Source organism: Undibacterium sp. GrIS 1.8, assembly GCF_040544445.1.
In the GTDB taxonomy this organism is placed as follows: Bacteria; Pseudomonadota; Gammaproteobacteria; order Burkholderiales; family Burkholderiaceae_D; genus Undibacterium.
This window is the reverse complement of sequence record NZ_JBEONQ010000004.1, coordinates 145,612-172,090: the sequence shown is the minus strand read 5'-3', so window position 1 is coordinate 172,090 and position 26,479 is coordinate 145,612. Positions and strand designations below refer to the sequence as shown.

Here is a 26,479-nt window from a genome sequence, read left to right as displayed (position 1 = left end):
TTTCTAACCGTAGTGCGTAAATTTGGTATCGTTCGTCTTGGGTTAGGTGTGTATAGCGCATATTCGGCAACTTTCGACTGGCTGGTCAAAAGGCAGAATGCTATCGCATCTGACCCTTTGACTTTTTATTCAATGTTGCTCTTCGTACTTGAATCCGCCGTATATTTTTTCATATACTCCCCTTATTTTTAAATTTACAGCAATCAATGGCTGACAAATCTACTCAAGAACATTCTCAAATCGGTACTCAGCCACTGCAAGCCTTGTTTGTACATGGGATGGGGCGCTCATCGCTGTCGGCTACACCGATGCTGCAACGTTTGCGGGCGCATGGTCTGACGACCAGCAGTTTTAATTATTTTGTGGCGCTGGAAAGCTTTGCGGGAATCCGGGACAGGCTCGTTAAAACGATCACGGCAGTTGCGGCCAAGGGCGATTATGTTTTGATTGGGCATTCGCTCGGCGGTGTGTTGTTGCGCGGTGCGATCAATGTATTGCCGGAAGATTGCCGTCAGCCCCGGCAATTGTTTTTACTCGGCTCGCCCATTACGACCTCCAGAGTGGCGGGACGGGTGCAACATCTGTTGCCATTCAGAGTGGCGACAGGAGATTGCGGACAATTGTTATCAAGTGCTGAGCGCATGGCAGCGATTGCACCTGTCAAAACACCGACGATTACGATCATCGGCACCAAAGGAATTAAGGGCAAATACAGCCCTTTCGGCGATGAAGACAATGACGGCGTGGTGTCTATATCAGAGGCGTATGCACCATGGGCAGAAAAAGAAATCTTACTACCCATCATGCACACGCTGATGCCATCAAATCGCCTCGTGAGTGAGGCGATTCTGGCCCACCTTCCAGCCTGACTAAGTCGCTAACTAAGTTGCTAACTTAGTTTACAACCTAGTTGCCAACTGAATTGATAGCAACAGTAACCGAATCTTCCTCCGCCTCACGGCGATGCACCATCCGGTACAGCAAGGGCAATACCAGCAAAGTCAGCAAAGTAGACGACAAGATTCCGCCGATCACGACCGTTGCCAATGGTCGTTGCACTTCTGCTCCCGTACCGGTCGCAATCGCCATCGGAATAAAGCCCAGCGAGGCAACCAACGCCGTCATCAATACTGGTCGCAAGCGGGTCAAAGCTCCGAGCTGAATCGCTGCATCCAGCCGCATCCCCTCCTCGCGCAAACTTCGGATAAAAGCAATCATCACCAAGCCGTTGAGTACCGCCACACCAGACAGTGCGATAAAACCAACTCCCGCCGAAATTGATAAAGGAATATCGCGCAACCAAAGTGCAACGATACCGCCAGTCAACGCAAACGGCACACCAGTAAATACCAGCAAACCATCTTTCAGATTATTGAACATCGCAAACAGCAATAGTAATACTAAGAATAAAGCGACAGGCACCACAATTTTTAATCGCTTAGCCGCTGATTCCAGCTGCTCAAAAGTGCCACCCCAAGTAGTCCAGTAGCCAGTTGGAATGGCGACTTTTTCGGCTAACTGCTGTTGTGCCTCATTGATGAAAGAGCCGATATCTCTGTCTCTGACATTCGCCGTGACGACGACACTGCGCTTTCCATTTTCCCGGCTGATCTGATTCGGTCCTGGAGCAAAATTAAAACTTGCCACATCGGCTAACTGGACAAAGGACGCATGCATTGCAGCATCTGAACGAAATGACGAAGTTGATGACAAAATTGATGACGAAGCAGAGGATGCCGCTGGCAGTCGAACAGGCAAACGCTTTAGTGCCTCGATATCACTACGGAGTGCCTCTGGCAAACGAACCACGATATCAAAACGCCGGTCTCCCTGAAACATCGTGCCCGCCTCTTTGCCGCCGACGGCAGTGGCAATTACCTCTTGCACATCTGCCACGTTCAATCCCATTCTGGCCGCTTTTTCGCGATCAATCTGTATCGTTAGCATTGGCAAACCGGTGGTTTGCTCCACCTTAACGTCGGCGGCGCCAGGAATTTTTTCCAGCACCGCAGATATCTTATCGGCTGTACTGTTCATAACCTCCATATCGTCGCCAAAGACTTTGACAGCCACGTCACTGCGCACACCAGATAGCAACTCATTAAACCGCATCTGGATAGGCTGCGTGAACTCGTAATTATTACCCGGCACTTGCGACACTGCCGCTTGCATCGCTTTGATCAGGTCTGCTTTGCTGCGTTTGGGATCTGGCCAAGCGGATGTCGGCTTTAAAATAATAAAGGTATCCGCCACGCTCGGTGGCATGGGATCGGTTGCGATTTCTGCCGTGCCGATTTTGGCAAATACCTTATCGACTTCAGGGAATTTCTTAATCGTCTTCTCCAGCTCGGCTTGCATCAGAATCGCCTGAGATAAGCTGGTGCCGGGTATTCTTAAGGCATGCAATGCAATATCGCCTTCGTTCAGACTCGGTACAAACTCGCTCCCCATGCGACTCACCAATAGCCCGCTTAAAACGACAATCACGCCAGCAATAGTCAGGACTAATGCTTTATTCATCATCGTAAAAGCCAGCATCGGTTGATATGCCTGCTTTGCCCAGACCATCAGCTTATTTTCCTTTTCGCTGACTTTGTCACCGATCAGTAAAGCGACCGCTGCTGGGATAAAAGTAATCGATAAAATCATCGCACCCAGCAAAGCAATCACCACAGTAAACGCCATCGGATGGAACATCTTGCCCTCAACACCTGTGAGCGCAAAAATCGGCAAATACACGACCATGATGATGAGCTGACCAAACAGCAATGGTCTGCGTGCTTCTTGCGCAGCAGCAAAGACTTCCTGATAACGCTCTTTGCGGGTTAATAAGCGTCCTAAGCTGGTTTGCGCATGCGCCAGACGCCGCACACAGTTTTCTACGATCACGACTGCGCCGTCAATGATGATGCCAAAATCCAGCGCGCCCAAACTCATCAGATTGGCGCTGACCTTATTGCCCACCATACCGGTAAAAGTGAACAACATCGCCAAAGGGATCACCAATGCGGTGATTAGCGCGGCGCGAATATTTCCTAAAAACAGAAATAAAATTGTGATGACCAATAATGCACCTTCCAGTAAATTTTTCTTCACGGTGCTGATCGCTTTATCCACCAGTGTAGTGCGGTCATATACCGTTTTAGCGATCACGCCTTTGGGCAAACTGAGATTAATTTGATCCAATTTTTGATCTACAGCGCGAGCCACAGTACGGCTGTTTTCACCAAGCAGCATGAATACCGTTCCGAGCACAACCTCTTGCCCGTTTTCGGTCGCGGCACCAGTACGCAGCTCTTGCCCGATACCGACTTCGGCAATATCTTTAATGCGTACTACACCCGACTGTTGGCTGCCGACGATCATATTATTGATATCGCTGATGGAATCCACCTGACCAGGTGCGCGGATCAGATATTGCTCACCCCGCTTTTCAATATAACCTGCGCCGACGTTGGTATTGTTGCGCTCTAGTGCGGTAACCACATCTTGTAAAGTGAGACCGTAAGACCGCAACTTATCAGGACTCGGCGCCACCTGAAATTCTTTGGTAAAACCACCAATCGAGTTAATCTCCGTCACCCCGGGGACATTACGCAATTGCGGTTTGACAATCCAGTCTTGAATTTCGCGCAGATCAGTGGAGGTATAGGGCGTGCCATCGGCTTTTAAAGCACCTTCTTTGGCCTCAACCGTCCACATGTAAATCTCTCCCAAGCCGCTTGAAATTGGCCCCATGCCAGGTTCTGCATCGACCGGTAACCTGGCCTTGGCCTCCTGTATCCGCTCATTGACGAGCTGGCGCGCAAAGTAAATATCAGTACCATCTTTGAAGATCACTGTCACTTGCGACAAGCCGTAACGTGATAAAGATCTTGTCTGCTCCAGACGTGGCAAACCCGCCATTGCAGTTTCTATCGGAAACGTAATACGCTGCTCTGCCTCTAATGGTGAATATCCGGGTGCAGAAGTATTGATTTGCACCTGTACATTAGTAATGTCGGGTACCGCATCGATGGGCAGTTTTTGGTAATTATAGAATCCCAATAGCGCCATCGTTAATGTCAGCATCAGAATCACCCACCGTTGGGCGATGGAAAACTGTATGATTTTTTCAAACATATTGTTCTCCTTAATGATCGTGGCTTGCGCCGGATTTGCCAATATCGGCTTTAATCAGAAAGCTATTTTTTGCTGCATAGCGTTCACCCGCGTTGAAGCCTTTAAGTACTTCTACAAATTTGCCATCGCTACGTCCCAAGGTAACCGGGCGCGCTTCAAAATCATTGCCATATCGGCCGAATACGGTGCTTGTTTCCTTTAGGCTCTGTATCCCGTCAACGGCAACTGCGACGGGCACTTCTACCTCATCGGACACCAGGTTGATACTGACTTGTAAGCCAGGGCGCCATAATCCCTTGGTGTTAGGCAGTACGACGCGCGCAATTGCCGTACGCGATTGTTCACTGACTAACGATCCAATATAGGACAAGTTACCGTTAGCTTCCGCGACAAATGCAGTGGCAGTGACTTTGGCTTTTTGTCCTGATTTGATGAGATTAATATCTTTGGCAGGCACGGTCATTTCTACCCAGACAGTGCTTAAATCCGCAACGATAAAAATCGGCGTGTCATCTTTGAGTGATTGTCCCGGAACGATATTTTTTTCGGTCACGGTACCGGCAATCGGAGAACGTATTTCATACCTTGTCAGGTTGCCGCCAGCACTCGCAGTGGCACCGAGCGATACCAACTTTTGCTGTGCACTTTGCAGAATAATTTCTGCCTCTTGCATGGCATTACGGGCTTGCAAGTAATCCTGTTCTGCGGAGATTTTTTCTTCCCATAATTTTTTTTCACGTTCAAAATTAGTGCGGGCTAATCCCAGGCGTTTTTGCGCGGCCAGCATATCGCTGCGCTGATCTACCAGCGCCTGACTAGATATGACGGCTAATACCTGCCCTTTTTGTACTTTGTCACCGGCATTAGCCGACACCGTTTCGACAATACCGGTCAGACGTGGCACGACTTGGATCATGCGATCCTGATTGAAACGAATTTCACCAGCCAAGGTCAGCGCACTTTGTATCTTCGCAGGTCCGGCAGTGGCCAGCACTACTCCATTTTGCTGTAATTGGGATTCGCTCATACTGATACGTGCCTCCACCTGTTCATAAGCAAATTGATAGGACTGATTATTGTATTGAGCTGCGATGGTGACCTTGAAAGAATGCGGTTCATCTACGGTGGCACTCCCTTTGAAATAGTCCTTCTCCGGCACAAATGTAAAGGTTTGCGGCGCGCGCCCTAAGCGCTCTAAAACGATGTTGAGTTTGCTTGCTGCTTGTGCATCAGGTACCAGAGCTTTGCCATCTTTATAGGTGTACAGTCTGAATTCCGGCTCCACCCCAGTCTCGAAAATAGTGAGCTCCAGACCAAAGCCGTCTTTGGCAAATAATTTACCGCCGTGTGGCCCTTTTAAAAACTCACTTGGCGATGTTTTTTGTGCAGAAGAAGCGGTCGTACTTGTTACCAGATTTGCCTGATTTCCCTTAGCATTTTCAGCGACGTCAGCATGTGCTTCGTTACCATGTTCTTCGCTATGCTCGTCCGCTCCGGTACGACTTCCCTTACCCATCAAAATCAGACCAGCCAACACAGCGGCGATTACCAGCACCACGGCAATGGCGAGGCGCTGATGTCTATTTTTTTGATTATTTTTATTCATCTTGTTGTCGGTATTTAAGTCCATCTTCAGCTCCTAAAATGGGGATATGGATGCTGCCTGATCCGAGATCAGCACAGCAATCAAAGTAGCGTCACCGGTAAGACGTACCATCTCAGCAGCGGCGCGGTGGGTGTCGGATAAAGTACGCAAATACTGGGATTGTGCTTGCAGCAAAGTACGTTGTGCATCGAGTACATCCAGAAAGCTGAACTTGCCAAATTCAAAGCCTTTAAGCGATGCGTCGTACGCTGTTTGCGCTCCCGGCAACAGGTCTTTTTGCATCAATGTGGTCTCCTCGCGCGCCACACTCAGGCGCTGATGAGCTTGCATCAGTTCGCTGCCCAGACGCAGTTCTGTCGCGCTTAACTCATCACGCGCTTTATCGGTTCTGCTTAAGGCTTCTTGCAGATTGCCCTGGTTACGATCGAATAAGGGAAGCGGTATTGAGACACCAAAGATCGCCTGGTTACGCCCTAATTGCTCATCACGTTTAGCACCGGCGCTAAGGGTAATATCCGGTACCCGACGGCTGCGTTCTACCTGCGACAAGGCAAGACGTCGATCCACTTCTGTCCTTGCTCGCAGCAAAATGGGGGAGCGCTGCATACTTGCCATGATCTCCGGCAGGCTTGGAACGTTTGGCAAATTCAGCTGACTCATTAAGTTAGGCCGAGTTAGGTGACTTGTTGCGCCGGACGACTGAGCGGCTACCGTCTCAACTATGGACAAATGACTCCCCATCACGGCAGCAAGTTGCTGGCGTGCGGTGATAAGGTCGCTATTGGCTTGCGCAAGTTCAATACGAATAGCCGACTCAGCAACGCGCGCTTTAGTCTCTTCCAGCGGTGAGATTTTTCCGGTTAACACCCGCTTAGAGGCTGCTTGCGTTACCGTTTGTGCCAGTTCGGTAGAGCTACGCGCCAGACGTTGTCGCTCTTGTGCGATCAATACCTCATAAAAATACGAGACTACTGCGGCGTGAATCTCCGCACGTTTCATCGCCAGTTCAATCACAGCAATATCATATTGACGCTCTGCTGCAGTCATCCGCGCAGAGCGTTTGCCGCCCAGTTCTATTAATTGATTCAGTTGGACGGTGGTGGTTCTGGTCGCTTTTTGCGTATCTTCTACAGTCGCGGCCAGCTCAGGGTTGGGCAACATACCCGCCTGACGCCTGACGCCCTGTTGCGCTTGCACCGCACGCATTGCAGCGGCGATCTCCGGATTGGCTTTAAGAGCGCGATCAAGTGCCACTGGTAAGGTGAGTGATGAGGTTGATGAGGTAGCTGGCGAGGTAACTGCGGAAGTGACCGATAAAGTGTGTAATGGCGCAGACGGCTCTGCTGAGAATGCCTGGGTTGAAGCGATGGAAGATGTAGCCGGACACAAAATCCCGGCAGACAAGGCCAGGGGTGAAAATATTTTAAAAAATGGTGACATAGGATGATCCTGCGTATTCGATAAAACCGAAAACAGCTCGACAACGTCTCGGAAAAAATTCCGACAATCGAGCAGGGAAAATCCAGCGAAGTCGCGTCTACGACGCCATAGTCAAACTATATTTAGCGTGTAAATCAGTAAAACAAAATGGGGGACTAACGATGCGCTGGAACTAGGCAGCGATCATCCATTTGGGGCGCAGAGGCTTGCCCAGATAAGGAGCCGTTGGCTCCGTCTTTGAAGTATTAACTTGAAAAGCAATCGGTGACGGCTTGACCAGTTCGTTTTGCAATGAATACGCAGCAACCGGGCTATGTGCACACGATGCGCAATCCGGGTGGAATGCTATTTTTGAGTCAGATTTCTTTTCAGCAGAATTGCTTGGCTGATCTGCTTGTTTTTCAGCCGGATTACCTGCTTGTTCATCGGCATGATGTTGATGCGGATGATGTCCAAAATGCTGTGATGATTTGCCAGTCTCATGCATGCAATAGTCACTTGCCACCGACCAGCTGAGCTGGAGTGTGAAAGCAACGATGAGCAGGATGATGAACTTTTTTAACATTTGCGGATTATAAACCAATTTTATGGATCGTTTAAGATTACAGCCAATACTCCAAAATGGGCTGCTATATCTGTTGTCTTACTTTAACTTCACCTATCTTGTTAAGTCTTGTTAGTGAATATGACCATGATGCAAATCCGGGACATGAGCGTGACGGTGCTGCAAAATATTATGTCTGTGCGGATCGCTGTGTGGCCCTTCTGGCATGTTGTCGTGGGAATGGTTATAAAAATTATTTTAAGCTTTTATTTCTTAATCCCAGCCATCAGCACTTGATTAGCTTTTCTGTCTGCATTGATTGTTTGCATATGAGGACGTTCAGAAATCATTTTGACGTAATCGCGCACTGGCAAATCAGCTAAAAAATCACGTCCGTAAATCGCTTTAGTCGCCATTGATACTAAAGGAAAATGTACTGCTGCAGCACAATCAGCTATCGTAAATTCATCTCCGGCGACAAACGGAGCAAACTTAAGCATAGGCGTTAAAGCATTGATATTACGCGTCAATTGCTTCTCAACTCTGAGCTTAACCTCATCGGACACCTTACCGCCAAAAAACGCCTCTCCATATAACTCGCGAGCAACTAGCTCCAGATGCAACTCTAAAAAAGTAATTAACTCTTTTACTTTTGCCGCAGCAAAAACATCTTTTGGAATTAATGGATGCTCAGGATAAGTGACTTCCAGATAATCCAAAATATTTTGAGATTCGCACAATGAGCCCTGCTCAGTCTGAATAAAAGGTACTTTGCCCAATGGAGAATGGGCTAAGAGTTCTGGAGAACGATCAGTCCAGACTAAGACTTCTTCAAAAGGAATCTGTTTTTCGAGGAGGGCTAATTTGACTTTGTTGTAATAGTTACTAACTGCAAATCCACATAATTTAATCATTTGTCACCTGTCTATAGTTAAATTTTTATTAATTTTGAATGTAATTTTTAGTAATCTAAATTAAGTTTTCTTTTTAAAATCGATGGATTCAAAGTCAATGGAATTTGAATCTGGCCTGCCAAATGAATCCGCAACAGGCTTATCCAAGGTACTTACATCATGTGCACCAGTCCAACCGCTACCCATTACGCTGCCTATTGTCTTAGTACGTTCAAGTTCATTGGCTATGGCAATTAACAATAAAATATCGCGATACACAGGCAGTTCAAATCCCATGCGTTTACCGTCTCTGTCATCGACTAACAAACTTTGCAGGAACGGCAAGATATCATTATTGCCCCACATAGAACAAATGCGCTCAGTCAAATGAACGAAGTCTTCAAGCTGCCGATTCTCGCTCGCCACAGGGTCAGTTTCAAAATCTGGAATATTGGCATTAAAATGAAGAATAAAACGACTGCGCATAACATCGTATTTTTCTCTGTTATTGGTTGAGCGATATAGATCTAGCAGATATAACCAAGGTACCGGAGAGTCTGGCTGCAATATGTCAGCTTGTGGTTCTAGTATTTCAATCGCTCGCTGCGGATCGTTGACAGAAATCCAGAATTCAGCCTCCTGAGTCACATCTGAAATCTCTTCTACTTTGACAGAACTACCTCGGGTGGAGAAAAAATTAAATGTGCTGCTGTTGCTTTCTTCCAGTGTCGGTGTTCTGGCGGTATTGCTTTTAACACTCTGATCTGTTCCGGCCCAAACCGCATCACTATCACTTGAGGCTTTCTCAAATTTATTAAGATGTGAATTTTGCGGATTCATTTCATAGGTTTGGAAAGTGCCCGCATCGTTTGAGTCATAAGACGCCTGCACACTATTCACAATTTCTTCTATGTTCTTTTTCGGCTCAGCATTTTTTTGTGCGTTCTGCTCCCACCAGGAAAATTCAGCACGTTTATGCAAACGATTAATATAAATGATCAACATCGCGATGATTAGTACGCCAGCAAGAATAAATGCTGAGAGACCGATCATCCAATTACGAGAAAAGCTGCTGTCTTTCATATCATCCAGCGCTGCTTTGTCTATCTGGCTTTGCTTTTTTAGCTGGGTCGCTTCCATCTGCAAGGCTTGTATTTTTTGCTGTCTGCTTTTTAACTGCGCCTCAGACTCAACATCCGTATTATCTCCGCGCATTAAAGCCGCAAAATGAGCCTGAGCAGCCTTTAGCTCAGCCATATTGCTAGCACTTTGTTGCTCTAACGGTGCTGAGGACAAGCTATCGCTTAAATGCAAACCCTGCTGCGGCAAAACGATAGAGTCATCGGACAGCTTTAAAACGTCTTTATGTTCTTTAGGTGGTGTTTTGACAGCCTTTGTCGACAATGTACTTGTTGAGTGCAGCGATCCTTTGCTGAAAGCAGCTTCACTCTTAACCGAAGAGTCTGCCTTCACTTTTGGTTTTTTTCTTACTATGGATTGATCTGGAGCTGAATCTTTGGTGTCAGGAAAAGCTTGAACTGAGGGCAGTGTTATAGGACTGTTGCGTTCTGTCGCATTGAATTGCGGGGGATCAAGCAGCACCATATATTCACGATGGAGTTGCGCTTCGCAAGCAATATCAATCGTAATTTTTACAGCGGGCTCTGCCAGACTTTGGCGAGTAAAAATTTGCACTGATTTAGGATTACCGACCTGGTTCAGTGAAATGTTCCCCATCGCTAAAAACCCACCATCAGAGGATTCTACTTTGGCAGTGATACAAGATTGGCTGACATTATTGCTGTCTAAGCCAAGCAAACCAACATTGGCTTTGAGTGGCTGCCCTAAGCCAGACTGGACACGTAATTCACCCAAACCAAGAGCGTGAACAGGAGCCGCCGCACCAATGAGTAATGCGGCAAGCAAAAATAGAAATAACAAAAATCGGTTGGCTTGAAGAAAAATAATAATACCTCGGTCGTCATCGAACTAAAAATACAGCGAAAGCTAATCAAGCTATGGATTTATATAGTCACAATCTTACTTGCTTTATAACAAACACAGAAGCAAATAGCCGAAGAAAATAAGATAAAGCGTTTCAATTTCAACTTATTTATCAATTTAAGCAACAAAAGTAATTTAATTAATTACTAATCAGAAACTTCAATTCAATCTTAAAAATTTAGTGCGCTAGCAATTCACGTAATTTGATTTCAGCCTACTTTTGATTCCAATATTTTTTTCGCAATACCTCTAAGTATATTCACTTCTTCCGCCTCTAGTTGAGCACGAGAAAATAAGCGTTTAAGTCTTGGCATCAATTTTTTAGGGTGGGCGGGATCAAGGAAATTAATTGCAATCAAAGCTTTCTCTAAATGCACGTACATACCCTCAATATCATCAGCGGACGCCATCGCACCTTGAAAACCAATATCCGTTACTGGCATCTTGTCGCCTATTTCGGCAATCCGGCACTCATAGGCAAGCAATTGCACGGCTTGCGCCAGGTTCAGTGAGGAATAATCAGGATTAGCAGGGATATTGATCAAGGCATTGCACTTAACCACGATCTCGTTAGGCAAGCCGAAACGCTCATTACCAAACACCAAGGCCACAGGTCCTGATAATTCAGCGCTCTGCGTTAAACGCTGTGCGACCTCGCGCGGCGTGCAGATCGGAGGAGAAAATTCTCGTAGTCTGGCGCTGACAGCAGCGACAAATTGGCAGCCCGACAAAGCAGCATCGATCGAATCCACGATTTGAGCAGAATCCAGAACATCTTGTGCCCCGCTGGCAAACGCGATGGCGTCAGGATTGCTTAATGCATCAGGAAAGCGTGGATTGACCAGGACAAGCTCAGCAAAGCCCATGGTTTTTATTGCACGAGCCACTGCGCCTATATTGCCAGGATGGCTAGTTTCTACCAGGACAAAGCGCAGGCGTTTGAAAAGAGATGTGTTAGTTTGGGGCAAGTTCATTTAAAATAGCGTTATTACGCGTTAATCTATGCGGTTTATTTGCCGCAGTGATATGTTTTATGGTTACACGCGACGCTCTTTAATTCATTTTTGTGTGACATCTTACTTGCAAACTTCATTACTGATGTATGCATCGACAATGCCGCCATTTTAACGGAAACCCTTATGCACCCAATGCTCAATACGGCAATTAAAGCCGCTCGCCGTGGCGCGACTATTATCAGCCGCGCTTCCTTCGACCTAGATCGCGTACAGGTCTCGGAAAAACAATATAACGATTTTGTGACCGAAGTAGATCGTGCTGCTGAAGCTGCCATCATTGAGGTGCTGACCACTGCCTATCCAGATCATGCGATTCTGGCAGAAGAGTCCGGGGCTTCCGCCAATTTACACGACGAGAATGACAACGTCTGGATCATCGATCCGCTCGACGGCACCACCAACTTCATCCACGGTTTTCCTCAATATTGCGTCTCAATCGCTCTGCAACAACGCGGCGTAATTACGCAAGCGGTTGTGTATGACCCTGTCCGCAACGAAATGTTCACTGCCAGCAAAGGCGCGGGTGCCTTTCTGAACGACAAACGTATCCGCGTTACCCGCTGCGACAAAATCGCGGATGCGCTGATCGGCACGGGCTTCCCTTCCCGCGACTTTTCCAATCTGGACGAGTATGTCGAAATGTTCAAAATCATAACGACCAAATGCCAGGGCTTGAGAAGAGCTGGTGCTGCGGCCTTGGATTTAGCCTATGTTGCATCCGGTCGTTTGGACGGCTTTTTTGAAAAAGGTCTGGCACCGTGGGATATCGCTGCCGGCTCCTTGTTAGTCACAGAAGCTGGCGGAATCGTCGGCACCTTCTCTGGCGACAGCGATTATTTGCACAAAGGCGACGTACTTGCAGGCACACCAAAAGTATTCGGCCAGATGGTCGGCGCTTTCCAACCGTTTTCAGTAAAATAAGTAAATAGCTCTTTCAATAAAGACAGAAAAAAAAGGGGAGTATTGTCATAAATACCCCTTATTGTCCAGAGAACGTATGGACAATAAAAAATACTCTAGCCGAGTATGTAAGCATAGGTAAATCACAAGCAAGAATATTGCAGCAATCATTTGCCTATGTCCATTCAGTAAAATTAAGTCGAAGTTAGATAGAAATAAATTATGTCATTCTCAGAACTCGGTTTGTCCGAGAACATCGTTCGTGCCGTCAGCGAACAAGGCTACACCACCCCTACCCCAATCCAAAAGCAAGCCATACCCGCCGTGATCAGCGGTGGTGATTTATTGGCCGGTGCGCAAACTGGCACGGGTAAGACCGCTGGTTTTACGCTACCTATTTTGCAGCGTCTGTCCACTTCGGCCGTCACACCAAAAAATAAATTAGATCGTCGCCCGATCCGCACTCTGGTGCTGACCCCGACCCGTGAACTGGCAGCGCAAGTTGAAGAAAGTGTCCGCATCTACGGTAAATATACCAACCTGAACTCCGGCGTTATTTTTGGCGGCGTGGGCATCAATCCACAAATTAAATTGCTGAAAAATGGTGTCGATATTCTGGTAGCGACACCAGGTCGCCTACTCGATCACCACCAGCAAGGTACGATCGATTTGCGCCAGGTAGAAATTTTGGTATTGGATGAAGCCGACCGTATGCTCGACATGGGCTTTATTCACGATATCAAAAAGGTGCTGGCGATTTTGCCTGCAAAGCGTCAGAACTTGTTGTTCTCTGCGACCTTCTCAGACGAGATCAAAACTCTAGCAGATCGCTTGCTGAATAACCCGGCCATGATCGAAGTCGCACGTCGCAATTCCACGGTGGAAGTCATCGCGCAAAAGGTTCATCCGGTTGACCGCGATAAAAAGCACCCTATGCTTGCACACCTGATCAAAACACATAGCTGGAATCAGGTCTTGGTGTTCACCCGTACTAAGCACGGCGCAAACAAACTGGTAGAGCAGCTCGGCAAAGATGGCATCAACGCGATGGCCATTCATGGCAACAAGAGCCAATCAGCCCGCACCAAAGCGTTGGCAGAATTTAAGGACGGTAGCTTGACCGTTTTAGTCGCCACCGATATCGCCGCGCGCGGTATTGATATCGACCAGCTGCCGCACGTTGTGAATTACGATTTACCAAATGTGCCAGAAGATTATGTTCATCGTATCGGCCGCACCGGCCGTGCCGGCGCAACTGGCGAAGCCGTATCACTGGTATGCGTGGATGAATTCAAACTCTTGGCAGATATTGAAAAACTGATCAAACGCCAATTACCACAAGAAATCATCGACGGTTTTATTCCCGATCCTCATGCCAAAGCGCAACCAATACAATTGCGCAGTGGTGGCGGAGGTCAAGGTCAATCACGCGGCGGCAATGGTGGTAATGGCGGCGGCGGAAATCGCCAGCGCGCACCATCCACATCTTCCGCACCACGCAGTAGCGCCAGTAAAAGCAGCACTGGCGCAGCCCAAGGCAAACCAGCGCAACGCAGCGGCGATGCACGTCATCCATCACGACCTGTCGTCAATCAATCGACACCACGTCGCTCTGGCGGACGCGGGAATAGTAACGGCGGCGGCAACGGATAATTGTATGAAGTGATCAAATTCCTTTTCTAAAGGACTACAATGCGCTTGCTACCAAGCGCATTTTTTATTGCCCTTCCTTTCAACTAGCGAACACCATCAATGACCACTACTTCTGCGATCACAAATTCAGAAAAACATACTCCAATGATGCAGCAATATTTGCGCATCAAAGCAGATCATCCAGACACGTTGGTGTTTTATCGCATGGGTGATTTTTATGAATTATTTTTTGAAGACGCAGAAAAAGTAACCCGCTTATTGGGTATCACCTTAACCCAGCGTGGCACCTCCAATGGCGCGCCGATCAAGATGGCGGGTGTGCCTTTTCACTCACTAGAACCGTATCTCGCAAAATTAGTGAAACTGGGTGAATCCGCTGCAATCTGTGAACAGATTGGCGACCCAGCGACGAGTAAAGGTCCGGTAGAACGCAAGGTCATGCGCGTCATCACACCGGGTACGTTGACGGATACGGATCTATTGCCTGAGAAATCTGAGCGCCCTTTGTTAGCACTATGTTTGCTGCAACAACGTAAAACCGTCACTGTCGGTCTGGCATGGTTATCACTCGCCAGCGGCGTGCTGAAATTAATGGAATTCAGCACAGATGAAAAAGCACTTCTCAACCGCTTGCAGCAAGAGTTAGAACGTATCTCCCCAGCCGAGGTATTGTTGTCAGCTGGCAGTTTGTTGCTAGACCAATCGCAAGCGACCTTACCGGGCAAATTCTCTGAAGTACCTGACTGGCATTTCGATCTGAAGCAGGGTCAAAAATCGCTGCAAGATCAATTATCGACGACTTCGTTAACCGGATTTGGTGCAGAAAATTTAAGTGCGGCACTGGGCGCATCCGGTGCTTTATTGCGCTATGCAGAAGCGACTCAAGGTCGTGGCCTTAAGCACATTAACAGTCTGACCGTAGAAACCGAGAACGAATTTATTGGCCTAGATACAGCAACCCGCCGCAATTTGGAATTGACTGAAACCTTACGCGGACAAGAATCCCCTACTCTGTTTTCTTTACTCGACCATTGCCGGACTGCGATGGGCTCGCGATTATTGCGTCATTGGTTGCATCATGCGCGGCGCGATCAAACCATTGCACGATCGAGACATGATGCGATCAAAGCGCTGATTCAGGCAGATTCTACGGCAGGTCTGTCCACCACTTTAACCTCAGTACCAGACATAGAACGCGTCACTACCCGCATCGCTTTGCAATCAGCGCGGCCACGTGACTTAGCAGGTTTGCGTGACGGCTTGCAGCATTTGCCGACGGTAAGATCCTACGTCGCAATGTGCATCGCCGACAATCAAACCAGCTTACTCACTAAGATTTTAGTTGATCTGGCAACGCCAACGGAGTGCCTTGATTTACTGGAACGTAGCCTGATGTTGCAACCTGCGACCATGGTACGTGATGGCGGTGTGATTGCGACTGGCTTTGATGCCGAATTAGATGAACTGCGTGCCTTATCTGAGAACGCGGGTCCGTTTTTGATTGACCTGGAAACCTCAGAGCGCGCCAGAACCGGGATTGCCAACTTACGTGTTGAATACAACAAGGTACATGGCTTTTATATCGAGGTCACGAATGGCCAGACAGACAAAGTGCCGGATAACTATCGCCGTCGCCAGACCTTAAAAAATGCCGAGCGCTATATCACACAAGAGCTAAAAGCCTTTGAGGACAAAGCACTGTCAGCACAAGAACGTGCTCTGGTTCGGGAGAAAGTCTTGTACGAAAAAATGCTGCAAGATTTATTACCATACATTACGACCTTACAAGCAATCGCACATGCAGTTGCGCAGCTTGATACGCTGGTGAGTCTGGCGAAACACGCGAGCAAAAATAACTGGTGCGCGCCACAACTGGTCGCAGAACCCATGCTGCAAATCGAGCAAGGTCGCCATCCGGTGGTTGAAAATCAGATTGAGCGCTTTATCGCCAACGATTGCCAGCTATCCGACGAGCGTAAATTGCTGTTAATTACGGGTCCTAATATGGGTGGTAAGTCAACCTTTATGCGTCAGGTAGCGCTGATTACTTTGCTGGCCTATGTTGGCAGCTATGTCCCCGCAAATACAGTCGTGATTGGCCCGATTGATCGCATCTTCACGCGTATTGGTGCGGCAGATGATCTGGCTGGCGGTCGCTCCACGTTCATGGTGGAGATGACTGAATCTGCGGCAATTTTGCACGGAGCAACCGAGCAGTCACTTGTCTTGATGGATGAGGTCGGGCGTGGCACGTCGACCTTTGATGGTTTGGCACTGGCTTGGGCCATTGCACGCCATTTAATTTTGGTATCCAAAAGCTATACATTATTTGCCACCCATTATTTTGAACTGACGCAGTTACCCGAGCTACACCCCAGTGCTGAGAACGTCCACCTGTCCGCCATTGAGCATAAAGAGAATATCGTCTTCCTGCACGCGGTACAGGCAGGTCCAGCGTCACAAAGTTATGGCTTGCAGGTAGCGCAGCTAGCAGGCATTCCGCAAGGCGTAATACGCGCCGCCAGAAAGCATCTGGCGGAGCTGGAGGCACACTCTCTACAAGCGACGCCGCAGTTTGATCTGTTTAGCGTTAATACAGCCATCAAAAGCGCCGATACAGCCTATGAACATAATGAAATAGCAGCTGACACACCAATACTGGATGCTATCAGCGAGCTAGACCCCGATGCGATGACGCCGAGAGAAGCTTTAGAGGCCTTGTATGCGTTAAAGCAATTAGCAAAAGAGCACCTTTGAACCCAGATTTTCCATTGAAACAGCGACAAGTGTACCTTTGGTGGACTGACTGACTGGCTAGACGCGACGACGACGCAAGCTGCATCTTGCTAGGAGGAGCAACAACGCCAGGCGGTTCGCCAAAGGTGCAATTGTCGCTGTAGCACTCCCACTCAAATCGCGGTAGTGCTATCCCTATAAACGCCGTATTCCGTCTGCGTTTCTACGAGGTGGTAGCGGTTTAATGGAAAATCTGGGTTGAACTAACTATCAACTTGAAAAATGAACGTCCAATGTTTATCCGGCTCCCAGAGCATAATTGGCTTGTAAGGCTTATACACAATGGACAATCATTTTTGAGCATACAAATTAAAAAGCCACAGAATTCACACTCTGCGGCTTTTTTAAAATCAAAAAAACGATTAATGAATAGGATGACTGCGATATTCATCGCCAGAATCATCTTCATCTTCGTCGTGATGGTGTCCATTTGCACCGTGTACATGACCATGCGCCAATTCTTCTTCCGTCGCAGCGCGTACATCAGCCACTTCTAACGTAAACCGTAAAGCCATGCCAGCTAGCGGATGGTTACCGTCTAAAACTACTTTATCGTCAGCGACATCTGTCACAGTAAAAATCACTGCGTCATCTTCTTCATCGCCGTCTTGCATGCCTTCAAACTGCATACCGACCTCTAACGGTGTCGGTAGACGATCACGTGGTTCGACTTTAACCAGCGTCGCATCATACTCACCGAATGCATCATCTGGCTCAACCTGGAGCACTGTTTTGTAACCAACGTCTTTGCCATCCAGGGCTTCTTCAATTTTTGGCAGTGTGTTTTCGTAACCACCATGCAAATACACCATAGGCTGTTGACCATCTTCGATCAAGTTGTCTTGTGCATCTGACAGTTTATAGTTAACAGTAACAACTGTATCTTTGACAATCTTCATGATATTCCTTAAAAATAATGTGCAGCCGAATTATACCCGTCTGGCTAGTTGAACAAGCCACGACTATAATTCGGACATGAAAAATTTATCTTCCAAATTGCCCTTGCTTGGCAACATCATGCCCGATCAATTTCTTGCCGAATACTGGCATAAAAAACCTTTACTGATACGACAGGCAATTCCTGGCTTCAGCCCGCTGCTTCCCAAAGACGCTTTATTTGAACTGGCGGCGCAAGACGACGTTGAATCACGCCTGATCAGTTTTTTCGGTAAACACTGGGAAATGCAAAACGGCCCGTTCAAGCAATTGCCCGTCAAAGAAAAAAAAGACTGGACCTTGTTGGTTCAAGGTGTAAATTTACATCATAAAGATGCAGATGCTTTACTACGTGAATTCAGTTTTATTCCAGATGCGCGGCTAGACGACTTGATGATCAGCTATGCAGAAGACGGTGGAGGCGTTGGTCCCCATTTTGATTCTTACGATGTATTTTTGCTCCAGGCACACGGACAACGTCGCTGGAAGATCGGCGCGCAAAAAGATTTAAGTTTAATCGAGGGGATGCCGCTCAAAGTATTGCGCAACTTTAAACCGGATCAAGAGTTTGTACTGGAGCCAGGCGATATGCTCTACCTGCCACCACAATACGCCCATGATGGCGTTGCGATTGGTGAATGCATGACATATTCGATCGGTTTCCGTGCGCCTTCCTACCAAGAGCTAGGCGAGTCATTTTTACAGTTTATGTCCGACTCAATTGATTTGCCCGGACGCTATGCCGATCCAGATTTAAAAGCCAGCCTGCGCTCCGCAGAACTTAGCTCAGCGATGGTGGATAACATTGCAGAGCAAATCGCAAAAATCAAGTTTACTGAAGACGATATTACGATTTTTATTGGCGAATATCTAACAACGCCAAAATCAAACGTATTTTTTACTTCACCAGCCAAACCATTGACACCAAAACGATTTACACAGAGTGCACAAAAAAATGGCGTCTCACTCTCTTTGAAAACACAGATGCTTTATAAGGGCAAGCACGTATTCATCAACGGAGAATCGTTTGCCATCGGTAAAGAAGATAAAGCGAGCTTGGTGAAACTAGCAAATCAAAGACAACTTGATGGTAAGGATATGGCCGAAGTTTCTGATGATGTGATGGAAGCACTATGCATGTGGTACGAAGATGGCTGGCTAAATTTAAGTTGATAATCGACTAAAAATGACTAAAAGCCTTTGTAACAAAAGTAATCAAAAAGGCTAATTTGATGAAAATTTTTCGACTATTTAGCTAGAAATTGAATATTGCCAATAAAAAATTGTTTTTATTCCTAAATAATGAGCAAATTGAGCATAAAAGCGAATCTAAACCTATTCCATTGCATGAAAAATCATTATAATTCTGGGTTAGGAAACTTTCGTAGGGGCCGCCATTCCTTTTGGGGAATTAAGCTCTCGAATTAACCTATAGAGCGATAATTACCGGTAATTATTCATCGCAAAGTTCTGATCTTATTTTTGATCTATTTATTGAAAGTACAAACATGAAAAAATCACTCTTGCTCGTTTCTCTGTTAGCAGTTGCTTTGGCAGCTTGCGGTAAAAAAGAAGAAGCTCCAGTTGCACCAGCAGCATCAGTACAAGCAGCTTCCGCTCCAGCAGCAGCTTCCGCTCCTGCCGAAGCACCAATGCCAGCTCCAGCAGCTGATGCAGCTCCAGCATCTGGTGCAGCTCCAGCAGCTTCCGCTCCAGCAGCAGCATCCAAGTAATTTTTTTATTGCTTGAAAAAACCGACCTGCGGGTCGGTTTTTTTTGCCTGCAATTTCATCCATTTATTTATAGAACTTACACGAAATTGTCTCAGCAAAGCGTAGCGACGAGGGCAGTCTTTTAGTACGGCTAAGCACTACAACGGAGATGGGACGGTTTTGCGTAAGTCCTAATCTAATTGCGGACATAAAAAAACGGCATCATAAAAATATGATGCCGTTTCTTAATTAGATCTGATTTACTTCAGTTGTTCACTCAGTAAATTCAATATTTTATCAGCGGTGGAAGATGCTTCTAATTTACCGTCGTTACCGTAAATACTGATCTGACTGATTTCGCCTTTGCCATTCACAAGAATGCGGTATTTTTTTGTATTCTTGGCAGCGTCACTAGAGCCGAATGAGAATAACTTAGAGAAGAAGCCTTCACTAGCGCCTTTTGTTTTTGCATCAATGTCTTGGTCAATGTAACGAACATAGTACAGACCTTGCGAGCGATCACGATCTTCTACCGTAAAACCGATACGGTCTAAAGCTAAACCTACGCGACGCCATGAACGATCAAAACCTTCATCCGTCTCGATGTAAGTTGCATCAGCCGTTTTAATCAATTTTGCACGAGTTTTCGACTCTACCGGAGACGACACTGCAACTTTAGCGCGCTCGCCGTCAGCACCCAAACGTACCATTAAGCGAGACAAAAACTCTGCCTCCAAACCACTATCATTTGGACGTGGCGTCCAGACAGTACTATCTTTTTGCGAACCAACCAAAACCTCCTGGGCACCGCGATGGCTGATATAAATTTCTACATTGCCATCCGCTGTTCGCTCAAGACGGGTACGGAACTTGTCTCGCTCGCCAGTGGAATACAGCGAGTCAAGCACTTTACCCAAGGTGTTACGGATAATATCTTGTGGAATCTTGGCACGATTTTCTGCCCAATCAGTCTCCATCACACCTGCGTCCTGGGACTCAACATTAATGAGGAAGCCGGAATCTTGCCAAAAATCTTTGATCTGTGGCCACAAGACTTCAGGAGTTTGATTAACGACCAACCATCGCTGAGAACCATCTCGTTCGATACGCATGGATTTAACTTGCAAAGGCGCGATCACTGCGGCTGTAGATTGAGCAGCATTGCCCTTTTGTAAGTTGTAGCTAGAGGCTGTTGCACTGCCTTGTGTACTATTTGGAACAGAGAATCGATTATCGCGACGAATCTGTGTCAAGTCAGGAGGAACTTCCAGAGAAATAGTGGCAGCCTTGCTGGCGCTTTTGTAATCAATTTTATTTGGCTCAAGGACATTACCAACAAAAGTACAAGCACTTAAGCTGATAACACCAGCCAGCGCTAATGCACTGTTGATCCCATTTTTAGCAACAAAGCTTTTTGCCATGTGAAAATCCCTACGATTTTTAATCAATTGAATGTATATAAAACATGAATAAGACACACGCACTTTAATGTGCATCGTATCTAGGCGACGCTATTGTAATACACCTGACTCGCGCAAAGCTGCACGAACAACATCATGATATTGCACCGACATCGGCACTAGCGGCAAACGCAGTCCACTTGGTATCAGCCCCATCTCTTGCATTGCCCATTTAACAGGCAAAGGGTTAGGCTCGATAAATAATTTATTGTGTAAAGGAATTAAGCGATTATTGATCGCAATTGCCGCTTTAGTATCACCATTCATTGCCGCAACGCATAACTCATGCATAGCACGTGGTGCGATATTGGCAGTAACTGAGATATTTCCTTTACCACCGCAAAACATCAACGCCATTGCCGTTGCATCGTCACCGGAATATACGGCAAAAGAAGATGGGGCGAGGCGAATCAAATCCGTATCGCGCGCAATATTACCTGAAGCTTCTTTCACACCGACGATACCAGGCACGTCTGCCAGACGCAAAATAGTCTCATTCGACATATCGGCAACGGTACGTCCCGGCACGTTATACAGAATGACAGGTATCTCAACAGATTCAGCGATCTTTTTAAAATGCTGATACATACCTTCTTGCGTAGGACGATTGTAGTAAGGCACGACTTGCAGAGATGCGTCAGCACCGATTTCTTTAGCAAATTTGGTCAAGACAATCGCTTCTGCCGTTGAGTTGCCGCCAGAACCAGCGATGATAGGAATACGTTTATTCGTATGTTCAACAGCAACGCGGATCAGCTCGCAATGCTCTTCTACAGTCACCGTCGGTGATTCACCAGTAGTACCAACGATCACAATGCCATCGGTACCTTCGGCAATATGCCAATCAATCAATTTGCGCAGGCATGGCAAATCCAGACTGCCGTCAGCATGCATGGGGGTCACAATAGCAACCAGACTTCCTTGAATCTTAGTCATCGTACTCGTCGTCATTGTCATGTTGGTGCGATAAAAAGTAAAACCTTGATTGTAGCGGATCGATCATCGCTATGGGCGCGAATCGTTTGAAAATCGCTTGAAATGCCATCAAATCTTGTCAAGCGACTGTATTGAGGGAGGATTACCAAGCTTCGACATTGATCGTACGCATATCCGCTGCATCATGGCGGGACGTGGATTCTCTACATAACCATGTTCATAAGCAATCACATGATTTTGTTGACCGCTCTGTGGATCAGACTCTAATTGCTGCAAAAGTTCCCCTGAGCGCAATAAAAAATCTGGATTGCGAGGTCTTCCAAAAGCAGCATTTCCCTCGCAAAAGGTTTCGTAAATCAAAATACCATTGTTGGACAAAGCAGATTTAAGAAAAGGGAAAAGTGGGCGATGCAAATAATCGCACACCACAATACCTGCAAATGAGCCTAGCGTAAAAGGCCAATAAACATTGAGCGGGGATGAATGAGGCTCCGATGGCGACACTGATGGTGGCAATGACGTCAGCGGCTCCGGCGCTGCTTCAAGATCAGCATGAAAAACACGCGCACCTGATTGAGCAAGTGGCTCTAGCAAACTAGCATCTTTGTCTAATGCCCACACCTCATATCCTGCATCAAGCAATAAGCGAGTGTGACGACCGCTGCCGCATGCAAGGTCGAGTACCGGCCCTTGATTATGAGGAATCAAAGAAGCGAAACGCTGTACCCAGGCTGAGCAGGGCGAGGACGAAAATTCATTCGATGACGGCGTATTTGCGGAGACAATCATGGATGATCAGCCGAGCAGCATAGTAATTGGTGAGATTAATACATGCAGCAACATCTCTGCGACCATCATCACCGGCGCCATCCAAAACTGTAATACGCGCAACATCACCAATACCATCACAATAAAGAATCCGTATTGCTCTAACTGAGCAAATTTAACCGCTAGCTTGTAGGGCAGCAAACTCATTAAAATACGACCGCCATCTAACGGCGGAATAGGGATTAAATTAAATGCAAAAATCAACAGATTAGTAAAAATCCCTGCATCCGCGATCAACTTTAGAAATGGCTCGCTTACGCCAAATACTTGTAAAGCAATTGCAAATAACATCCAAAAAAAAGCCATTACAAAATTAGCCGCTGGCCCGGCTAAAGCAACCCATGCCATATCTCTTTTTGGATTTCGTAAATTAGCAAAGTTCACTGGAACTGGTTTAGCGTAACCAAATAAAAACGTACCCTGAGAAATAAAGTACACCGCAATAGGAATCACAATCGTGCCGAGAGGATCGATATGATTCATAGGATTAAGTGTCATTCGCCCCTGGCTATAGGCGGTTGTATCACCGAAGTACTTAGCAGCAAAAGCATGCGCTGCCTCATGGAGGGTAATAGCGAAAATCGCTGGCAACGCATATACCGCAATAGTTTGTATCAGATCATTCATGCGAAATTTCTATTAAAAAGGGTGAAAGTCAAAACAAGAAAACCGGTAAAAGCATGAAGATTAGAATTTACAAACCAAAAATAGCAGGATCACCCCTACCCTGCCGGATCAGTTCTGGCGCATCATTGGTCATATCGATCACCGTGGTCGGGATTAAGCTGCAAGCGCCACCATCGATGATTAAATCCACTTGTTTTTCTAAGCGTTCACGAATCACTTCAGGGTCTGTCAACGGCTCTTCGTCACCAGGCAAAATCAGCGTAGTTCCCAGCAAAGCCTGACCTAATTCTTCCAACAAGGCATGGGTAATACGGTTCTCTGGCACACGTAAGCCTATCGTTTTACGTGAAGGATGGCTTAAACGGCGCGGGACTTCTTTCGTCGCTTCCAAAATCACTGTGTATGCACCCGGCGTCGCAGCTTTCAGCATACGATATTGGCGATTATCAACCTTGGCATAAACCGCAATCTCGGACAGATCACGGCATAACAAAGTCAGATGATGTTTTTCATCCACGGCACGGATACGACGCAAGCGGGTAACGGCATCTTTATCATCCAGGTGGCAGACCAACGCGTAGCAGGAGTCCGTAGGCAGCGCCACGATACCGCCCTGATGAATAATCTGCGCCGCCTGTTTGATCAAGCGTAACTGCGGATTATCTGGATGTAATTGGAAAAATTGGCTCATTCGAACTTATAGATAAAAGTAGAAAAGCGGTAGCGGGAAAATCCCCGACTACCGCCGACATGTTGATCTGTTTCAGGGTATTTAAACAGATACCCTGCCAGATCAAATTTACTTCAAATTCTGCAAATTTTGTAATGCAGCGATCCGTTGCTCCATCGGTGGATGGGTTGAAAACAAAGCACTCCAACCGGCCTTATCGCTGATACCCGCTGCTGCCATCGACTTCGGCAACTCACCCGGTTGCAAACCACCCAAGCGTGCTAAAGCGTGAATCATCGGCAATTGATTGCCCAACAATTTAGCAGAACCTGCATCAGCACGGAATTCACGCTGGCGTGAGAACCATGCCACGATCACCGATGCGGCAATACCAAACACAATCTCGCAAACAAACACAGTCACCATATAACCAATCCCAGGCCGGTCATTGTCACCATTGCGGAACACGGCCTTGTCGATTGCGTAACCGACGACACGCGCCAAAAATACGACAAAGGTATTTACCACACCTTGGATTAAAGTCATTGTCACCATATCGCCATTGGCAATATGGGCAACCTCATGTCCTAACACTGCCTCCACTTCTTCTTTGGTCATGCTTTCCAGCAAACCCGTCGACACAGCGACCAAGGCAGAGTTTTTGAAGGCACCTGTGGCGAATGCATTCGCCTCACCTTCGTAGACTGCGACTTCTGGCATTTTGATGCCAGCACGTTCTGACAGCGCTCTGACGGTGTTCACTAACCATAATTCAGTGGAATTAGATGGCGCATCAATCACGCGCGCGCCTGTGGACCATTTCGCCATGGGCTTGCTAATCAACAAGGAGAAGAAAGCACCGGTAAATCCAACAACTAATGAGAACACCATCAATGTCCCCATCTGCAAACCATTTGCTGTCAGATAGCGATTCACGCCCAACATCGACAATACTGCCGACATCACCAGCATGACAGCCAGATTAGTCGCAAAAAAAAGCAAAATACGTTTCATGCGAATTTCTCCTTTAGTTTAAGCGCCGCAAGTCCACAACAGCACTGTAAATGTGGCTTAACCGAAGAAATTCAAGATGGCAACATCCAACTCGACCAGACTGGTTTGAGACTGGCTGAAAGAGATGGCAGTTGCCCTAGGTCAATGCCTGCAGGATCTGGGGCATGAAAATCTGACCCGCGTGAGGCCATAAAGCCATGGCGCTGAGCGATTTTGGTGTATTCATCATATTGATCAACGGTATGACTACCGGTAACAACTTCAATCGCGTTACCGCCATAAGATTTAAATTCACCGAAAAAAGCATCAAACGCAATCGGACTTAGATCATAGCGACCCGGATGCGCAACCACTGCCACGCCGCCAGCGCCTTGTATCCAGTTAACCGCCTCTGCCAACGTCGCCCAGCGATGTGGCACGTAACCTGGCTTACCTTCGATCAAGTAGCGCTTAAACACATCGTTGACCGTTTCAGCCGCGCCGATTTCCACCAGATAGCGGGCAAAATGCGAGCGTGAAATCAAATCAGGATTGCCGACATATTTAAGCGCACCTTCAAATGTATTCGGGATGCCGACCTTAGCCAGACCTGCTGCCATATCCTCTGCCCTGCGCTCGCGGCCAGAACGCGTCATTGCTAGTCCACGCACCAGATTTTCGTTCGTCTCATCGATATTTAATCCAACGATATGGATGGTCTTATTTGCCCATGTAATAGAAATTTCTACCCCAGTAACATACGACAAACCGATATCCAAGGCAGCAGAACGAGCTTGTGCAATACCACTGATCTCATCATGGTCCGTCAATGCCCAAACATCCACCCCATTGGTTTTAGCACGCAAAGCAACCTCGGCTGGCGCAAGTACACCGTCAGAAATCGTGGAGTGGCAGTGAAGATCAACGTTAAGCGTATTCAGATCGGGATGGGAGAGCATGATTGGGCTAACAAGTGTGAGGACGTGCGAATGTGCGGATATCCGATTGTACTCTGCCAAATCAGACTGTGCTGCACTGCACAGCGGCAAACATTGCGGTACGACTAAAACGTCCTGTCTGGGCCGACTGGGCGAGCAGACCAAGCATAAAATCAAATGCCAAGCTCTTTAGTCAAAAATTGAAAATCACAAAAGAATTCCTTCCATTCTTAGGCTACCAAATAAACCTGAAATGAATATACTCCCCATTATTTTTATGAAAATATCTCTATTGTCCAATTAATACTTGGACAACTCAAATATACTCACCACGAGTATTAATTAGGACTTACAAGAAATTAACCTGCTATGTCTCACTTATTAGCAGGCCAAATAAACAGTTCG

General features: G+C 46.9%; 22 protein-coding genes. 7 read left to right on the top strand and 15 right to left on the bottom strand.

From position 1 onward, the window contains the following. Together AAKU64_RS03430 and AAKU64_RS03425 are read left to right on the top strand one after the other, a co-directional pair. Positions 1-192 (top strand): hypothetical protein (locus AAKU64_RS03430; RefSeq protein ID WP_354361428.1); only part of this gene is annotated, 192 nt, incomplete at its 5' end. Between the two features lie 14 nt (positions 193-206). Next, positions 207-869 (top strand): esterase/lipase family protein, encoded by a 663-nt coding sequence (locus tag AAKU64_RS03425; protein ID WP_354334143.1) that lies wholly within the window; start codon positions 207-209, stop codon positions 867-869. Positions 870-906: 37 nt separating this feature from the next. Here the strand turns inward: AAKU64_RS03425 and AAKU64_RS03420 are convergent, their stop codons facing one another. The 7 genes from AAKU64_RS03420 to AAKU64_RS03390 form a co-directional block, all read right to left on the bottom strand. Continuing rightward, the gene (locus AAKU64_RS03420; protein WP_354361426.1) at positions 907-4,122 is read right to left on the bottom strand and encodes an efflux RND transporter permease subunit; all 3,216 of its coding nucleotides are present in this window, start codon (positions 4,120-4,122) and stop codon (positions 907-909) included. A gap of 10 nt (positions 4,123-4,132) precedes the next feature. Beyond that, complete coding sequence (locus AAKU64_RS03415; protein ID WP_354334147.1) at positions 4,133-5,752, bottom strand: efflux RND transporter periplasmic adaptor subunit; 1,620 nt, start codon at positions 5,750-5,752, stop codon at positions 4,133-4,135. A gap of 9 nt (positions 5,753-5,761) precedes the next feature. Beyond that, on the bottom strand, positions 5,762-7,168 hold the full coding sequence (locus AAKU64_RS03410) for a TolC family protein (RefSeq protein ID WP_354361424.1): 1,407 nt from the start codon (positions 7,166-7,168) through the stop codon (positions 5,762-5,764). 172 nt (positions 7,169-7,340) lie between these two features. After that, entirely contained in the window at positions 7,341-7,733 is a 393-nt protein-coding gene (locus AAKU64_RS03405) for a hypothetical protein (protein ID WP_354334150.1), read from the bottom strand. Positions 7,734-7,978: 245 nt separating this feature from the next. Continuing rightward, positions 7,979-8,626, bottom strand: coding sequence for a glutathione S-transferase family protein (locus AAKU64_RS03400; protein ID WP_354334152.1), 648 nt, complete (start codon positions 8,624-8,626; stop codon positions 7,979-7,981). Between the two features lie 60 nt (positions 8,627-8,686). Next, positions 8,687-10,546: a type IV pilus assembly protein FimV gene (locus AAKU64_RS03395; RefSeq protein WP_354334153.1), complete on the bottom strand. Its 1,860-nt coding sequence runs from the start codon at positions 10,544-10,546 to the stop codon at positions 8,687-8,689. A 272-nt stretch (positions 10,547-10,818) separates the two neighbouring features. After that, the gene (locus AAKU64_RS03390) at positions 10,819-11,583 is read right to left on the bottom strand and encodes an RNA methyltransferase (protein WP_354334155.1); all 765 of its coding nucleotides are present in this window, start codon (positions 11,581-11,583) and stop codon (positions 10,819-10,821) included. Between the two features lie 174 nt (positions 11,584-11,757). Between AAKU64_RS03390 and AAKU64_RS03385 the strand changes: the two genes are divergently transcribed. From AAKU64_RS03385 to mutS, 3 genes are all read left to right on the top strand, one after another. Continuing rightward, complete coding sequence (locus AAKU64_RS03385) at positions 11,758-12,546, top strand: inositol monophosphatase family protein (RefSeq protein ID WP_354334200.1); 789 nt, start codon at positions 11,758-11,760, stop codon at positions 12,544-12,546. 201 nt (positions 12,547-12,747) lie between these two features. Further along, positions 12,748-14,178, top strand: coding sequence for a DEAD/DEAH box helicase (locus tag AAKU64_RS03380; protein ID WP_354361422.1), 1,431 nt, complete (start codon positions 12,748-12,750; stop codon positions 14,176-14,178). Between the two features lie 99 nt (positions 14,179-14,277). Next, a complete protein-coding gene (gene mutS, locus AAKU64_RS03375) occupies positions 14,278-16,935 on the top strand; it encodes a DNA mismatch repair protein MutS (RefSeq protein ID WP_354361420.1) in 2,658 nt (885 codons plus the stop codon). 401 nt (positions 16,936-17,336) lie between these two features. On the opposite strand, the gene AAKU64_RS03370 is transcribed toward mutS, so the two are convergent. Further along, complete coding sequence (locus AAKU64_RS03370) at positions 17,337-17,873, bottom strand: FKBP-type peptidyl-prolyl cis-trans isomerase (protein WP_354334160.1); 537 nt, start codon at positions 17,871-17,873, stop codon at positions 17,337-17,339. Positions 17,874-17,949: 76 nt separating this feature from the next. On the opposite strand from AAKU64_RS03370, the gene AAKU64_RS03365 reads away from it, so the two are divergent. Beyond that, on the top strand, positions 17,950-19,083 hold the full coding sequence (locus AAKU64_RS03365) for a JmjC domain-containing protein (protein ID WP_354334161.1): 1,134 nt from the start codon (positions 17,950-17,952) through the stop codon (positions 19,081-19,083). A 335-nt stretch (positions 19,084-19,418) separates the two neighbouring features. Further along, positions 19,419-19,643 carry a hypothetical protein gene (locus AAKU64_RS03360; RefSeq protein WP_354361418.1) on the top strand — a complete coding sequence of 75 codons (225 nt, stop codon included), beginning with the start codon at positions 19,419-19,421 and terminating at the stop codon, positions 19,641-19,643. 239 nt (positions 19,644-19,882) lie between these two features. On the opposite strand, the gene bamC is transcribed toward AAKU64_RS03360, so the two are convergent. From bamC to AAKU64_RS03325, 7 genes are all read right to left on the bottom strand, one after another. Continuing rightward, positions 19,883-21,043, bottom strand: a complete 1,161-nt coding sequence (bamC, locus tag AAKU64_RS03355) for an NlpB/DapX family lipoprotein (protein ID WP_354334165.1) — start codon at positions 21,041-21,043, stop codon at positions 19,883-19,885. Between the two features lie 90 nt (positions 21,044-21,133). Then, on the bottom strand, positions 21,134-22,018 hold the full coding sequence (dapA, locus tag AAKU64_RS03350; protein WP_354361416.1) for a 4-hydroxy-tetrahydrodipicolinate synthase: 885 nt from the start codon (positions 22,016-22,018) through the stop codon (positions 21,134-21,136). A gap of 108 nt (positions 22,019-22,126) precedes the next feature. Then, the gene (locus AAKU64_RS03345; RefSeq protein WP_354334169.1) at positions 22,127-22,807 is read right to left on the bottom strand and encodes a class I SAM-dependent methyltransferase; all 681 of its coding nucleotides are present in this window, start codon (positions 22,805-22,807) and stop codon (positions 22,127-22,129) included. Positions 22,808-22,813: 6 nt separating this feature from the next. Then, positions 22,814-23,473 carry a site-2 protease family protein gene (locus tag AAKU64_RS03340; RefSeq protein WP_354334171.1) on the bottom strand — a complete coding sequence of 220 codons (660 nt, stop codon included), beginning with the start codon at positions 23,471-23,473 and terminating at the stop codon, positions 22,814-22,816. Between the two features lie 67 nt (positions 23,474-23,540). Further along, the gene (locus AAKU64_RS03335; protein WP_322119227.1) at positions 23,541-24,164 is read right to left on the bottom strand and encodes an L-threonylcarbamoyladenylate synthase; all 624 of its coding nucleotides are present in this window, start codon (positions 24,162-24,164) and stop codon (positions 23,541-23,543) included. Between the two features lie 108 nt (positions 24,165-24,272). Further along, positions 24,273-25,157 carry a protease HtpX gene (gene htpX, locus AAKU64_RS03330; RefSeq protein ID WP_354334173.1) on the bottom strand — a complete coding sequence of 295 codons (885 nt, stop codon included), beginning with the start codon at positions 25,155-25,157 and terminating at the stop codon, positions 24,273-24,275. A gap of 71 nt (positions 25,158-25,228) precedes the next feature. Continuing rightward, entirely contained in the window at positions 25,229-26,095 is an 867-nt protein-coding gene (locus AAKU64_RS03325; RefSeq protein WP_354334175.1) for a 3',5'-nucleoside bisphosphate phosphatase, read from the bottom strand. Between the last annotated feature and the right edge of the window lie 384 nt (positions 26,096-26,479).